Below are 14,363 nucleotides of genomic sequence, written 5' to 3'. Positions count from 1 at the left end.
CTTTTTTCTCAGCTCTTACTATAGTAACCGGCCGCTGCCTCCTCTTACGGAGAGGGGTGGGGGCGAGGCACCGGTCGGGCTGGGCAATTACTGGCCTTGTTTACTCTTCTTCAGTGGGTCGTGGCCCCAGTTCATGAGGGAGTAGCGCCAGCGGGAGGTTTCCACGTCGGCGGCGTGGTGAGGACCTTGGGCCGAGTGGCGACTCACGTAGCTGTGTACCTTGTGCATGTGGGCCTCGTCGTCGGGCGTGAGGTCGGCTTTGGACTTGTGCAGGATGCTGACAATGCGTTCGCCCGAGTGGTGGCCAATGCTACTGCCGTCGCTACTATCCTGGCCCACCGACTTAGACTCGTCGGTTTTAAGCCATTTTTCTAGTTCCGAAGCCGTCATGTTGACGTCGTGCTGGAAGGAAGCGTAGATGTTGCCCGAGTCGGAAGAGGCTGCCATGGTGCGGAGAGAGTTTGGGGTAGCGGAAATACTTATCCCTACTCAGCCCCACGCCGTATGGTTGCGCTTGGGGCCGCCCGGGCTTTCGCGGCCCGGGCGGCCACCCCGTGGGGAGTTCCCGCACGGCTCCCCACTAAGGGTTCATTATCTGCCCGATAAACAGAATGGCATTCGACGACTTCTCCCGAATGAGGAACAGGAAGGGCCGATTCACCAGCACTACCTCGGGTATACTAGTGACCGTGACGCCAACCGAGGTCGCGGCCGCCGCCTCGGTGCCTTCCTCGTTCACTTCCAGAAACGTTTTGTGCTGAACCTCGCTGATTTGCAAGTTGATGGTCCTACCAGCCAGCATACGACCAAAATTGGCCTGGTCCGTAAAGGCTACGCCCATACCCAACTGGGCGAGGGCATCGTTGAGCTTCTGCGCGTACTCGAGCCGGAATTTGGGTAGGCGCAGTTCGAGAGAGGTCACGTTGGCTGCGGCCAGGCAGGTATCGAGCTGGGAGCGCGTAAGACGGCCAGCGACGTCGGCGAGAGTGCTTCGGCCCTGCGGCACCACCAGCGTCATGCTAAAATGCTGGTTGCCATAGGGCAGGTCCACTATTAGCTTCTGGCCATCGGCGTAGCGCCGGTACCGGCCCCTGGTCAGGCTCATGAAGTTCTTGGTGATGGGGCTCCCATTCTCCCGGTAGAATGGTCCGGGCTGGGTACTCTGCGGATCGAAGCGGTAGGCCCAGGTGCCTTTGAAGTACAGCGCATTGATCAGGTACATCACATCATCGGGCTTGGTCGCCTCCACAATGGTCGGGATCTTGCCGCCGGTTTGGGTATTCACCCAATTATTGATAACGTCCTTGGTGGCGGACGAACGGAAATCTACCCCCCGCACCGTGGCGCCGAAATAGGTCTGGTTTTGCTGCACGAACGGCGTTTGCAGTTGGTACTGCTGCCCGTACCAGATGGAGTTGCCAGTAGTAAAGGTCACGTTTGGGTCCAGGCTGCCCAGCCAGCTGAACAACGAACGAAACGACTCGTTGATTTCGGAGTCGGTCTGCGGCTGAAAGCCCAGGGCTTGTTTCATGGCGGTCTTGGTGGTGCCGTCGGCGCCGTTGTAGGCCATGGTGAGGGCCGCCGAAATACTCAGCGGCGAGATGCACAGGTTATCGGCCGGTGCCGCGCCGCGCAGCGTACCGAAGGCTCGAAACGCAAAGTCGTTGGCGTTGGCTACGGTACTCCTCTCCGCGTCGCTCAGCTGGTGCACGTACGGCGGTTGGTCGGGCGTGGCGCCATTTTTTTGGCAGGCCGTGAACAGCAGTGCCCCGGCCAATAAACTGGGCAGGAACAGCTTGGAAGAAGAAGTGAGCATGATACAAAGGAGTAAGGTTGTAAAATAGAGTTGTGGCCACCCAAGGCCACTCTCTGAGCGCCTGACCGGTGCGGGCGCGTCTTGGTTGCACCGCTACTATCTCGCTCGGCCGTGCTACGCTTTTTCGGGGGCATGCTCGTCTTACCCAGTTCACCCCGGTCTGGCTTTATAAGCTCCAGGGCTCTCTTTAAAAAAAATGCGGGAGGCTGTAACGTTCTCTCTTATCGTCGGTACCCACTCTTGAAAGCGCCTATTAATCTTTTCGCTGTACGAATGATGCTCTCCCACCGCGGCCTCTCTCGCAAACGTCAGTTGATGTTCTCAGCCGGCTCGCTGGAACGACGGTCTCTTTTAAGCCAAGCTGGGAGCCGGTTAGCTTAGGAAAGGCGAATTATAACTCATCCGACAAATTTTCCAGAAAAATTTTATCGCTGATAATCAGTAAGTAATACAGATTGATTGTCGGAACGTGTAGAGTTTTTGAAACAGTACCTTGCTTTACAAAGTACCTACCATACATTTGTACTGTTCCTGACCCAGTACTATAACCAAAAGGGACCTCTCATTTTTTCATTTCACTTTTTTCTCTGTACTCATGAACCGCTCAATCCTCCTCCGTTCCGCTCAGTCGATGGCCGTTGCAACTGCTACGACCCGTACTCAAATTCTTACCTTAAAGCCATATCTGCGGGCCGCGCTGCTCAGCGGCCTAGTTTTGATCGGCAGTATCGGCTCAGCCCTGGCCCAGGAAGGTCCGTCGGTAAAAGCGAAGCAGGGCAACGCTCACAGCTTGTACCTGACCATCGAGAACCCCACGCAGCAGCGGCTGCAAATGCAGGTTCTCTCCTTGTCCCAACCTCAATACACCTGCCTGGTGGATGAAGTGAATCACCAGTCGTCTTACGGCAGCCAACTAAACTTTAACGGGATGCCCGCCGGACACTATGCCGTCCTGCTACGCATAGGGCGTGAGCGCTACCGCTACACCGTGCAGGTGCCAAGCCAGCCTAAAGCTCCCATCCTGGTCAGCGAGCTAACGCCAGCCCTAGCCTCAGAAATGGTTGCCTCGGCCGCCCACTAGCCGCACCCGAGAACGTTGCCGCTAGTACTTAGGCTTTACGACAACTGTCGGCCCCTGATGATGTGAGGTTATCTTCGTACCATCAGGGGCCAGCAGCTGTCACGGCAGCAGTCCTGACCTCGGTTAAAAGTTTGGTACAGAAGTTAAGCGGGTCACTTCCAAACGAGGCACCTATATGTTAAAAACCCGCATCTAGGGCTTGTTAGGGCCGTTTGTTCAGTGAAATCTCCCTATAACTGTACGATACTTCAAAGGCCAGTACCGAGCAACCTGGGCAGGAAACGCACCAAATTGGTTCAGATACCTTGTTCAGCAATCGAACTACAATGAACCCTGCCTGTACGACAGGAAAACTGTACTTTAACTCCGAAAATGGCCGTCTGAATGCACTAAATCAGCTTTTTTGCTGTGCGAACTCACTGTCAATATCTATTCTCGTATAGAAAAGTGGCGGTTGACAAGCTCCACAATTAACCTTTGTACCAAACTTTTAACCGAGGCCAACGTTGTGAATGCGGTGCTGCACCTCGATGAGCAGACTCCGCACATCCACGCCACGGTCGTGCCCATCGACGCGGCTGGCAAGCTCAATTGCCGGGCGATGCTGGGCGACCGGCAGAAGATGCGCAGTATGCAAACCAGCTTTGCCGCCCAGTTGGCCCCACTCGGGCTGCAGCGTGGGGTGGAGGGCAGCCAGGCCCAGGACCAGGAAGTGAAGCGCTTCTACGGGTTGGTGAAGGAACTCAACCCGCAGCTCGAGCAGGAAGCGCAGCGCCAGCGGGCGACACGGTCTACATCTACAAGCTCGACCGGCTGGGCCGCTCGCTCACGCACCTGCTCGACCTGGTGGCCGACCTGCAGCGCCGCGGCGTCGGGTTGATTTCGCTGACCGACGCCATCAACACCTCGTCCGCCCAAGGCCGGCTCGTGCTCAACCTGTTTGCCTCGCTCGCGGAGTTCGAGCGCGAACTCATCCGCGAGCGCACGCTGGCCGGGCTGGCGGCGGCACGTGCCCGGGGCCGCGTCGGCGGCCGCAAGCCGGGCTTATCGGACGAAGCTCAGCGCACGGCCCGCGCGGCCGAGCTGCTCTACAAGGCCCGCGAGCTCAGCGTCGACGACATGGCCCGGAGCCTGCGCATTTGCAAAGCCACCTTCTACAAGTACCTGCACCACCGCGGCGTGGCCCTGCACGTTCAGCCCTTGTCCAGTCCGGTGGCGCCTGCGTGAACCCCCGCCCGGGAACGCGACTCGTGCCCCCGTGGTTAGCGTCGTGCGTATCTTTATCCCGTTGCCGGCACGGTCGCTGGCCTCCTTCCCTCCGTTATGGCAAAGCTGACGCGTCACCCAAGCTTTCAGGCCTTGAAATCGGACGTCCCCCCGGTCCGCGTGCCGGCCGCGGCGCGCGGCCAAGCCCACGCTGCGTTCGAGGAGTTTATCCGGCAAGCGCAGCGCGCACGCGCCAAGCCCCGGCCCACCGATGAACGGTAGCCTACTGGAGCGCCTGCTGGCCGTGTGCCGCGTGCTCAACGACCACGGCGTGGAATACCTCACGGTCGGCGGCACGGCCGTCGCGCTGCACGGCTACTACCGCCTCTCGACGACCCCCGCCGGCGCGGTGACCGACAAACCCGACGTGGACCTGTGGTACCGCCCCACCTACGGCAACTACTTTCGGCTGCTCCAGGCCCTGGAAGCGCTCGGGCAGGACGTGCGCGCCTTCCGGGAGGAGCAAGCGCCCAACCCCAAAAAGTCATTTTTCAAGTACGAGTTCGAGCAATTCACGCTGGATTTGTTGCCCGCGTTGAAAGCCCCCTTGTTGTTTGGGGCGTCGTATCGGAACCGGGAGGTATTCGCGCTGGAGGACGTGGCCATTCCCCTGATTAGCCTCGACGATTTGCTCACCGATAAAGCCGCGAACGCGCGACCAAAAGACCGTGTCGACATCGCGCACTTGAAAGCGAACCGAAAAGAGAGCAAAGAATAGGGTGAGTCCCTCCGTACACGGAAAGGAGGGATAATTAATGGTCGGCTAGTACCGAACGAGTCATGCTTTCCCCTATATACGCTGGTACATTTGGGCGCTTAAACTCAACTCATTCTACATGAGCGACTTCTCCTCCTGTTATTAATGGTCGGCCCCGCCCTGGCTCAGGCGCAAACCGTCAAGAGTGGCCTCAGTTAAAAGTTTGGTATAGAGGTTAAGCGGGTCACTTCCAAACGAGGCACCTATATGTTAAAAACCCGCATCTAGAGTTTGTTAGGGCCGTTTGTTCAGTGAAATCTCCCTATAACTGTACGATACTTCAAAGGCCAGTACCGAGCAACCTGGGCAGGAAACGCACCAAATTGGTTCAGATACCTTGTTCAGCAATCGAACTACAATGAACCCTGCCTGTACGACAGGAAAACTGTACTTTAACTCCGAAAATGGCCGTCTGAATGCACTAAATCAGCTTTTTTGCTGTGCGAACTCACTGTCAATATCTATTCTCGTATAGAAAAGTGGCGGTTGACAAGCTCCACAATTAACCTTTGTACCAAACTTTTAACCGAGGCCAATCCTTAAGCGGCTAGCCTGTCTGGCTTAATCTACGCCTGCTCCCCAGGCCCAGCCCCAAAGCCACGCACTGTCGCCTACCTCTACTGACCACTGGCTACGCTATTTGAAGATCAGGATGTGATGCTCAGGCTAAAGAAAATACTTCCCAGCAGGACGGGCGTACTCATTCTCACTTACCACCCCGCCGCTGGGCCGCTTTAACGCTACCTTCACGGCCTTCAACATCCATCCCATAGCCCACTCCACTGTCTAGCAGAGCCATGCATCTAGAGCTTCAACTAATCCCCGTGCCGGTAGCCGACATCGACCGCGCCAAAGCGTTCTATGTCGAACAGGTCGGCTTCATTTTGGACCATGATGTGCGGCCCAGTGCGACGGTCCGGGTGGTGCAGCTTACGCCGCCGGGCTCGGCTTGCTCCATTGTGCTGGGCGCCGGCCTGCCCGGTATGGCCATGCCGGCGGGATCGCTCCGGGGCCTGCACTTAGTGGTGGCCGACATCAATGGAGCGCGCCGAGAGCTGGCTGGTCGGGGCGTAGCCATGGGTGAGGTTCAGGACCTGGGTCGCATTAAATACGCCAGCTTTGCCGATCTCGACGGCAATACCTGGGTGCTGCAGGAAATATCGCCGACGGCGTAGCGCCCCCGTTTTCCCAGCGTACTGGCGTGGCTATTTCTGCGCCAGCGGTGCGGCCACCACCGTCGTGTTGGCCGGGAGGGGAAGCTCGCGTGCGGTTTCAAAGGTCCCGGGTTCGGCGGCAGCTTCATCGACCCGGCGTTGCACAATGCGCAGGTAGCGGCCTTTCACTTGCAGCACGGCCAGATCGGAACTGATGCCCGACGAGGCTTGGTAGCTCCGAAAGCCCAGGAGCATGCCGCTGGGAAAGCCCGCCAGCTTGGCTTTGGTGGCGTCGACCAGGTCGGGCCGACCGGCAAACTTGCCCAGGTCAACATTCAGGGGCTTGCTGCCCTGGATCAGGAGGTGGACACTCGTTTGGGGGTGCGCCGGGTCGGCCGGATTAGGCACCGGCTTAAAGGCGAAGGAAGCCTTGAGCGTTTCGTTGGTTGGTAGTGCCGGGGCGTTGGGCGTGGCCGTTTTATCGGCGGACGGCGCCACAGCGGTAGGTGCCGCGGGGGAAGCAGTCGCAGAGCTATCGGCCGTGGAGCTATCAACTGCGGAGCTTGCTGCCGGGGCCGTAGCCGTGGGCGCGGAGGTGACCGGAGCGGTTTGGTTACAGCCCGCCAGCAGTCCGGCGACGCACAAAACCAGAGAACAAGATTTCATGGAGAACATAGCTAAAGCTTTTGTTTACGCAAGGGTAAGCATAATTACCGGACAATATGCCCCTGAAAGCCCACTTTCTTTATTCTCCTTCAGTGCCCATGCGCGCCCCCGACCCTGAACAACTTACGGCCGTACGTCTAAGTGAAAAGAGCCCCGCTACCAAAGTAGCGGGGCTCTTTTCACTTAGACGTACGGCCGTGTCAACCAGGTTTACCAGCGACGGCCAGGGCCGCGGTAGTAGGGGCGGGGCGCATAGTATCTCCGCGGGGGGTAGTACGGGGCCGGCACCACTACCACTGGTTGGGGCACGGCATAGACCACGGCCGGGCGGGGCGGATAGTAGAATCGCGGGCCATAGTACCCACGGGGTGGGGGGCAGTAATACCCTCGCGGCGGTCCGTAATAGCCACCCCACCCTACCACTTGGGCGTTGGCCGCCTGGCTGACCAGTAAGAGCAGGCCCAGGCTGAAAGCAAAAAACAAGGTTTTCGTCCGCATAATAATTCGCGCAGCGCGCGTCAGTAAATGATAGTAAGGATAATTATGGCTAATAGACGTAAATCCAACGCCTGGGTTTAATCGGGCCTTTCCTTAGCTTCAAATACAATACTATCGCGGGGGCTCCTGGCGGAAATCCGGCCAGGGCAGCTACTTTTTGCGGTATTCGGCGTTCAGGTACGCCAGTACCGGCGTGGTGATGTCGAGGTCCTTTTGGCCGTAGGCAATGGTGCCGCTGGGGGCCGCAATCAGGATCAGCTTGTAACCGTGGGCTTTGCCGTAGGCTTCCACTTTCTTATTTATGCTTTCGAGCACTTTCTGCGTCAGCTTGGCTTCTTCCTCCTGGGCCTGGGCCTGGAGCTGCTGCTGCTTCTGGCCAACTTCCTGCTGCTGGGCCTGCAGCTTCTGCTCGGTAGCGGCCCGCTGCTCGGCCGAGAGGGTAGGAGCTTGCTTCTGGTACGATTCCACGGCTGTTTTGAACGTGGCTAGCATGCCCTGATTTTGCTTTTCCCAACCCCGGGCCTTGGCTTCGAACGCTTTACGCGCGTCTTTCATGCCCTGATACCCGTCGAGCATCTTACCGGATTCCACGTAGGCAATTTTGCCTTCGGTGCTGCCGGCAGGGGCCGTCGTGGCAACGGGTTGAGCCGTTGTGGGAGCGTCGGGAGCCGCCGTGCTATCGGCAGTGTTCAGGCTGGGCGAAGCCATTACGACCGCGGGTTTGTTGGCGGCAGTAGCCGGCCCGGCCGCGCCGCGGCTGAAATGCAGGTAGTACAAAATGGCCACGGCCAGCAGCAGCACGCCGTTAATGGTAAGCTGAATCGGGTTTCTCATTGACGAAAGAAGATGAAGAAAAGACAAAAGTAACGCTTCGCCTCAGTCGTGCCGACCATCCGCCGCCTTCAGTAGCGCGGCCACCCAAGGCCAACATTGCTCATCGGCGGGAACCGCCACGACCATCCCAATGGCCCAAGTACTGGTTTCCTCCTTGCCGAAGAAGGACCAGAAAAGCGTGCCAAGACGTGCCTCTTGGCGTCCAGATGCGAAAGAGCGAGCATGTTCCTAATGCCTGCCTGATATTCGGCGGAAGGAGCCAGACAGGTTGCCTGGCGCTAAGAATACCTGACAAAACTGCTTGAGACGCTGCGACTGGAGCCACTATCGGGTGTGCCGCTTGTTTTCTGAAGCAGGTCCAAAGGTTTTGTTAGAGCGGTTCTCCAGTCAGGGTACGGTTTTTTAGGAATTAAAAATTAAAAATGAAGAATTAAAAATCGGCTGGTCAATTTTTAATTCTTCATTTTTAATTTTTAATTCTTAATTCTTTTCCGAGAACTGCTCTAGGTGCTCTAAATAAGGCTTATACCTTCGATTTCCGGCCTGGGTGCCTGTGGTCGGCCCCCGTTCTCCGTGCTTCGCGAATCCGGCTAAGCAGGGGCTGGCCGGGTACGCCCCGGCAATCGGCACGAGCGGGCCCCACGACTGCCCCAGCACCCCAACCCAGCAACCACTCTGAAAAATTGGTTGCGGCCTTATTCCGGCACGGCAAGGTGGAGCAGCGCATCGCCTTGGTTAACCACGGGCATGTGGTTCAGCCCAATAACGTAGCCGCTTACGGGCGATTCCAGTCGCACGGACTGCTGCCCGTACGGGTCGGCCACGGAGCCGTAAATCTGACCTTTTTCCACAAACTGCCCGTTCTCAACGTGAGCCCGGAACAACCCGGCAAACCGGGCCCTTAGCCACGTATGGCGCCGGCACACAATGCTGGGCCGGACCGGTTCCGGCCCGGCCGGCCCCATGCCCAAGTGGTGCATCACGCGCAAGGTGCCCGCCAGCGCTTCTTCAATGCCCGGCTCATCAAGCCGCAGGCTTTCGCCGGTTTCGTACACGATGGTGCGCTTACCCAGCCCCTGCGCCGCCTCCCGGAACGAGCCCGGCCGCAGGGCGGCGTGCAGGGTAAACGGGGCCGCGAAGGCCGCCGCCAACGCATCCACCTCCGGATCGACGCCAAGCTGACAGCGGACCTGCGGGTAGTTAGCCCGCGCGGCCCCGCCAGTGTGGAAATCGATGCCGTAATCAATCAGCGGCATGATTTCGCGCATGAAGCGGTGGGCGACCCGCCCGGCCAGCGACCCGCGCGGGAAGCCCGGAAATGACCGGTTCACGTCCTTGCCGTCGGGCACCTCGCGGCTGAAATTCAGAAAGCCGTAGATGTTGAGAATGGGAATGGCGATGATGCTGCCCCGCAACGGCCGTAACAGCTCCCGCCGCACCAGCCGCCGAATGATTTCGATGCCGTTCACCTCGTCGCCGTGCATGCCCCCCATTAGCAGCAGGGTAGGGCCGGGCTCCACGGCGCGGAAAACGTGCACGGGCACGTCGATCACCGTACCCGAAGGCAGCTTGGAAATGACCAGCCGCGTGAGTTTCTGCTCGCCGGGTTTGATGGCGTAGCCGTTGAGATGAAACGAGGATGCAGGGGGCATAACCCGGAGTACTGGTGGGATAATGACTTCCCCCTACTTGATTAAATAAAGCAGGGGGCGTAGGCCGAAAGAAGGCGCGCAGACGGAACTGCCCGTGCCCGCATTATTCAAGAATCGTTCCGGCCGGGCTAGGCCAAGGGCTTCCGACTCAGAGTCCTGCTCACCCCAATCCAGGAACTTAAGGCCCGCCGAGCGTTTGAAGCTTTATTACTCTGTGGGCACGTCCGACTGCGCGTCGACGGGGCGGGCGGTATCCTTGGCCTTTGCTTTGGCTTTTTTCTTGCCCGCCAGGTTAGCAGTGTATTCGATGATGCGGCCGGCAATGTCGTGCTGGGTGGCTTTCTCGATGCCTTCCAGGCCCGGGGAGGAGTTAACTTCCAGCACCAGCGGGCCACGCTTGCTCTGCAACATATCGACCCCCGCAATGGCCAGGCCCAGCGCCTTGGTAGCCAGCAGCGCCGCGGCTTTTTCGGCCCGGCTGAGCTTGACCAGGGTCCCTACGCCGCCGCGGTGTAAGTTCGAGCGAAACTCGCCCTCCCGGCCCTGCCGCTTCATGGCACCTATTATTTCGCCGTCGACCACGAAGGCGCGCAGATCGGCCCCCTTGCTCTCGGCAATAAATTCCTGCACGATGATGCGAGCCTTGAGGTTGTGGAAGGCTTCGATAACCGATTGCGCCGCCTTGGCCGACTCGGCCAGCACGACGCCCAGGCCCTGGGTGCCCTCCAGCAGCTTGATAATGACCGGCGCGCCCCCCACCTGGTTGATCATGGCCGGCACGTCTTCGGAGTAGTTAGTAAAAGCCGTTTTGGGCATGCCCACGCCGGCCCGGCTCAGAATCTGCATGGAGCGCAGCTTGTCGCGGCTGCGCACAATGGCCTGGCTTTCGACGGCCGTGCGCACTTTCATCATCTCAAACTGCCGTACTACCGCCGTGCCGTAAAAGGTTACCGAGGCCCCGATGCGCGGAATAATGGCGTCGAAACCTTCCAGCCGCTGGCCGTGGTAGATAATGCCGGGCTGCCCTTGCTCCAGCACCAGGTTACATTGCAGATGGTCGACGACCAGCGCCTCATGGCCCCGTATGGTGGCCGCCTCCACTAGCCGCCGGGTGGAATATGATTTCGGCTCACGCGAAAGAATAGCCAGTTTCACGGGAAGGTTGCGGTTGGGTGGAAGGAAGGAGAAGAAATGGCAACAAACTACGGCATAAACCGGCTCAGGAGCGGGTACGACGGGCCGCCGCGCGGGCCAAAGCTTTGTAGGAAAGGTTCCGCTTAGCTACGTCGACCACGAAGCGGCCCTGGCGCAACAGGCTGCGGCCCAGCAGCACGGGGTACTTCATGTCGGAGCGGTCGGAGAGGGAAAAGTCGGCTTCAAAATTTTCGCCATACAGCTGCACTACGGCCCGGATAACATAACGTTCCTGCACCTCACCGTTCGACGAACGGATGTCGCGCAGGGCAAACTCGCTAAACGTTAGCGGGTGGCCGTCGGTACCGTCGCGACCGGGGTCGAGCAGGTACACTACCAGCACGGGGCGTTGTTCAGCATCCGTCTCGATGTGGATGTTAGCGCAGTGAATGGCGCTGGTATAAGCTCCGGTGTCCACCTTGGCCTCTATCCCGCCCAGCGCGAACGTAGGGAAGTTGACTAGCTCGCGACGACCGAGCAGGCGCTTAGGAGAACGAGCAGAAGTCATGCGGCGAAAGAGAGGCGGAAGCAATAGTGAGCTCCCTGCGTTCAAAAATAAGGTAAGCCGCCCGGGCGCGGCCCTTCTACCCGGAGTATGAGTGCAAGACTCGGCCCAGTACAAGATACGGGTAGTGCCGCGTGAGCGCGGCTCCGGCCCGCCCACCAGCACTACCCGGCCAGGTAGATCGGGCGGGCTTTGCAGCGTCCTTCTACGGCATTGCCCGAATGTTGATGCACGAATGCCCGCTTAAATAACATTCGAGCGGCGCGTTGTAGCTACCGCTGGCGCGGCTATTCCGCCAGGTGTCGGGGCAAGGGCAAGTAAGCTCAGGCATTCATGGCGTGAGCAGTCGTTGAAGATCAACTGGCAGCTTACCCCATGCTTCCCAGCACGCCTTTTACCCGGACCCGGCAGGGCGGCATCTTCTTCATAGTTAAGAATGAGGGTGACACCTGATAAGCCCCTGAGCTTGGTGCAAGTTTCGAAGGCTTCTGCCAGGTAAAAGAATACGAGCATCCGGACTGTGGTCTGGCAATGTGGCTACCTTTGCCGCCCGCCTCTTGTCGTTTCCACCGTGCCCTCGTTAACCACCCGCTTTCCTGCGTTTTGGCTTCGCCCCCACGCTATGGGCTGGCTTTATGCCGTGCTCACTGTGTTCATCACGGCTCAGCATTACCTCAAGGGCCCGGGCTCTTACAATAATTACCTGATTTTCGTCAAGCCATTTTTCAACCTGCTGAGCGAGAAGAATCTCTATCTCGAATACCCGAACTACTACCAGGATACCTACAAGTACAGCCCCACCTTTGCCCTGTTTATGGGCCCACTGGCCGTGCTGCCCACCTGGCTTGGCCTTTTCTTATGGAATGCGCTGAACAACGCCGTGTTTTACTTCGCCGCCCGGCGGCTCTTCCCTGAGGCCCGCCGGCAGGCCCTGTTCCTGGTGCTCGTGCTTATCGACGTGCTCACGGCCCTGCACAACGCCCAAGCCAACTGCCTGCTTGCCGGCCTAATGCTATGGACCTACATCCACCTGCAAAACCGGCAAGCCGCCTGGGCTGGGCTGTGCCTGTCCCTGGCGGCCTTCATCAAAGTTTACGGCATCGCCATTGGCCTGCTATTTTTATTTTACCCCGGCTTCTGGCGCAATACGCTGTGGGCGGCCGCGTGGCTAGCCTTGCTGGCTCTGGCACCGCTGCTGGTGGTTTCCTGGCCAGCTTTTCTGATGCTTTACCAGGGGTGGTACGCCATTGTGCGCGAGTCGGCCACGGGCATTCAACTTTCCCTCATTGGCATCCTGCAAAGTTGGTTTGGCTTCCCCTTGCGGCTCAGGGGCGTGGTGCAAGCCGTGGGGCTGGGCCTGCTGGTGTTCCCCGTGCTCTATCGGCGGGCCTGGGGCGAAGCCGCTTACCGTCGTCTCTACCTGGCTTCCTTGCTCATCTTTGTGGTCATCTTCAACCAGATGGCGGAGTCGCCCACCTTCATTATTGCCGTAGCGGGCTTCATGTTCTGGTTTCTGCACTACGGACGCCGCTCCGCGCCGGGCTGGCTGCTTTTCTGGTTTGTGTTTTTATTCACTTCCCTCTCGGCTACCGACTTGCTGCCCCACGCCCTGCGCGAGGCTTATTTCGATTTCTACAAGCTCAAGGCTGTGCCCATGGTGATAGCCTGGATGGTGATTCAGGGCCAACTACTGTTTTACCACCGGTGGCCCGTCGCCGGAGAACCAGCAGATTCTGTTCTGGCCACTACCTAGCAACTGGCGGGCGTCTATCCCGCGTACCAAATCCGGAACACGGCCCCGCCCTGGTCGTCGCTTACCAGCATGGAGCCGTCGGGCAACATCAGCAGGCACACCGGGCGGCCCCAGCTTTGCTGGCCCTGCAGCCAGCCTTCGGCGAAGGGTTGATAGGCAATGGCTTGCTTTCCGGTGGCATCGAGCTTCACCATCGAGATGCGGTAGCCGCTCTTTTTGCTGCGGTTCCAGGAGCCGTGCTCGGGAATAAAGATCTGGTTGCGGTACTGGGCCGGAAACTGGGTGCCGGTGTAGAATTTCATGCCCAGCGCGGCGACGTGCGCGCCCAGCTTGCGGGCGGGCGGGGTGTACATATCGGCGGTTTTGCCGGCGCTCAGCTCGGGGTCTGGAACGTCGCCGGCGAAGAAATACGGAAAGCCGAAGTGCTGTCCCGGCTTGGCCAGCCGGTTCAGCTCATCAGCGGGCAGGTCGTCGCCGAGCAGGTCGCGGCCGTTATCCGTGAACCACAGCTCCTTGGTCACGGGGTGCCAATCGAAGCCGACGGTGTTGCGCACGCCCGTGGCGATGTTTTGAAAGCCGGTTCCGTCGGGCCGGAGGCGGTTGATGGTTCCGAAGATGGGTTGCGCGGGCTCGCAGGAGTTGCAGGGCGCGCCCACCGGCACGTAGAGCAGGCCATCGGGCCCGAAAGCAATGTAGCGCGGGCCATGCCAGGGGTTATCGGGCAACTGGTCGTACACGACCACGGGCTTGGGCGGCTTCCGCAAATTGGCCGCGATGTTGTCGAAGCGGATGATGCGGTTGAGCTCCGCCACGTACAAGCTGCCCTGCCGCACGGCCACGCCGTTGGGAGCCAGCAGGCCAGTGGCAATGGTGATAACGGCATCGGCCTGGCCGTCGTGGTTTTTGTCGGGCAAGGCGTACACCCGGCCCCCGGCGCTTTTGGTGCCCACGTACACCGTGCCGTCGGGCCCCAGGGCCAGCTCGCGCGCATCGGGCACATTCCGGGCGAAGTAGCTAATCCGAAATCCCTTGGGCAGCTTGATGTTGCTTAGGTTGCCGGGCGCCTTCGCGGGCGGCCGGGCCCCGGGCGGCGCCTGAGCCAAAGCCGGGCCCGCCGCCAGCAGCGACCCGGCCAGTAGGGGAGCCAGTAGGTGCGACAAGTTGGTTTTCATACTTGGGCAAACTGC

General features: G+C 59.4%; 16 protein-coding genes. 7 read left to right on the top strand and 9 right to left on the bottom strand.

Features of this window, described 5'->3' with window-relative positions:
• Positions 1-87: 87 nt before the first annotated feature.
• Both IC235_RS01565 and IC235_RS01560 read right to left on the bottom strand, forming a co-directional pair.
• A complete protein-coding gene (locus IC235_RS01565) occupies positions 88-447 on the bottom strand; it encodes a DUF3140 domain-containing protein (protein ID WP_191003394.1) in 360 nt (119 codons plus the stop codon).
• 133 nt (positions 448-580) lie between these two features.
• Positions 581-1,816: a serpin family protein gene (locus IC235_RS01560; RefSeq protein ID WP_191003393.1), complete on the bottom strand. Its 1,236-nt coding sequence runs from the start codon at positions 1,814-1,816 to the stop codon at positions 581-583.
• A 595-nt stretch (positions 1,817-2,411) separates the two neighbouring features.
• Between IC235_RS01560 and IC235_RS01555 the strand changes: the two genes are divergently transcribed.
• From IC235_RS01555 to IC235_RS01535, 6 genes are all read left to right on the top strand, one after another.
• A complete protein-coding gene (locus IC235_RS01555) occupies positions 2,412-2,897 on the top strand; it encodes a hypothetical protein (protein WP_191003392.1) in 486 nt (161 codons plus the stop codon).
• A gap of 403 nt (positions 2,898-3,300) precedes the next feature.
• Entirely contained in the window at positions 3,301-3,777 is a 477-nt protein-coding gene (locus tag IC235_RS01550; protein WP_317173511.1) for a plasmid recombination protein, read from the top strand.
• Positions 3,693-4,124, top strand: coding sequence for a recombinase family protein (locus IC235_RS22540; protein ID WP_191003451.1), 432 nt, complete (start codon positions 3,693-3,695; stop codon positions 4,122-4,124). Before IC235_RS01550 ends, IC235_RS22540 begins: the two co-directional genes overlap by 85 nt.
• A 132-nt stretch (positions 4,125-4,256) precedes the next feature.
• Positions 4,257-4,385, top strand: a complete 129-nt coding sequence (locus tag IC235_RS22420) for a hypothetical protein (protein WP_262892808.1) — start codon at positions 4,257-4,259, stop codon at positions 4,383-4,385.
• On the top strand, positions 4,375-4,881 hold the full coding sequence (locus IC235_RS01540) for a hypothetical protein (RefSeq protein WP_191003390.1): 507 nt from the start codon (positions 4,375-4,377) through the stop codon (positions 4,879-4,881). The genes IC235_RS22420 and IC235_RS01540 overlap by 11 nt, the downstream gene beginning before the upstream one ends.
• 836 nt (positions 4,882-5,717) lie before the next feature.
• On the top strand, positions 5,718-6,095 hold the full coding sequence (locus tag IC235_RS01535) for a VOC family protein (protein ID WP_191003389.1): 378 nt from the start codon (positions 5,718-5,720) through the stop codon (positions 6,093-6,095).
• A gap of 30 nt (positions 6,096-6,125) precedes the next feature.
• On the opposite strand, the gene IC235_RS01530 is transcribed toward IC235_RS01535, so the two are convergent.
• The 6 genes from IC235_RS01530 to IC235_RS01505 all read right to left on the bottom strand — a co-directional run bounded on the left by IC235_RS01530 (position 6,126) and on the right by IC235_RS01505 (position 11,426).
• A complete protein-coding gene (locus IC235_RS01530; RefSeq protein ID WP_191003388.1) occupies positions 6,126-6,740 on the bottom strand; it encodes a hypothetical protein in 615 nt (204 codons plus the stop codon).
• Between the two features lie 210 nt (positions 6,741-6,950).
• Positions 6,951-7,238, bottom strand: a complete 288-nt coding sequence (locus tag IC235_RS01525) for a hypothetical protein (RefSeq protein WP_191003387.1) — start codon at positions 7,236-7,238, stop codon at positions 6,951-6,953.
• Positions 7,239-7,388: 150 nt separating this feature from the next.
• The gene (locus IC235_RS01520; protein WP_191003386.1) at positions 7,389-8,072 is read right to left on the bottom strand and encodes an OmpH family outer membrane protein; all 684 of its coding nucleotides are present in this window, start codon (positions 8,070-8,072) and stop codon (positions 7,389-7,391) included.
• A gap of 695 nt (positions 8,073-8,767) precedes the next feature.
• Positions 8,768-9,724 (bottom strand): succinylglutamate desuccinylase/aspartoacylase family protein, encoded by a 957-nt coding sequence (locus tag IC235_RS01515; RefSeq protein WP_191003385.1) that lies wholly within the window; start codon positions 9,722-9,724, stop codon positions 8,768-8,770.
• Positions 9,725-9,931: 207 nt separating this feature from the next.
• Positions 9,932-10,879, bottom strand: coding sequence for a 30S ribosomal protein S6--L-glutamate ligase (rimK, locus tag IC235_RS01510; protein WP_191003384.1), 948 nt, complete (start codon positions 10,877-10,879; stop codon positions 9,932-9,934).
• Positions 10,880-10,943: 64 nt separating this feature from the next.
• Complete coding sequence (locus IC235_RS01505; RefSeq protein ID WP_191003383.1) at positions 10,944-11,426, bottom strand: ATP-dependent zinc protease family protein; 483 nt, start codon at positions 11,424-11,426, stop codon at positions 10,944-10,946.
• Positions 11,427-12,045: 619 nt separating this feature from the next.
• Between IC235_RS01505 and IC235_RS01500 the strand changes: the two genes are divergently transcribed.
• Positions 12,046-13,176: a glycosyltransferase family 87 protein gene (locus tag IC235_RS01500; protein ID WP_191003382.1), complete on the top strand. Its 1,131-nt coding sequence runs from the start codon at positions 12,046-12,048 to the stop codon at positions 13,174-13,176.
• Positions 13,177-13,190: 14 nt separating this feature from the next.
• Here the strand turns inward: IC235_RS01500 and IC235_RS01495 are convergent, their stop codons facing one another.
• A complete protein-coding gene (locus IC235_RS01495) occupies positions 13,191-14,348 on the bottom strand; it encodes a PQQ-dependent sugar dehydrogenase (RefSeq protein ID WP_191003381.1) in 1,158 nt (385 codons plus the stop codon).
• Positions 14,349-14,363: the final 15 nt, after the last annotated feature.

Origin of the sequence: Hymenobacter montanus, assembly GCF_014699115.1 — a bacterium.
Lineage (GTDB): Bacteria > Bacteroidota > Bacteroidia > Cytophagales > Hymenobacteraceae > Hymenobacter > Hymenobacter montanus.
This window is presented reverse-complemented; position numbering and strand designations above follow the sequence as displayed.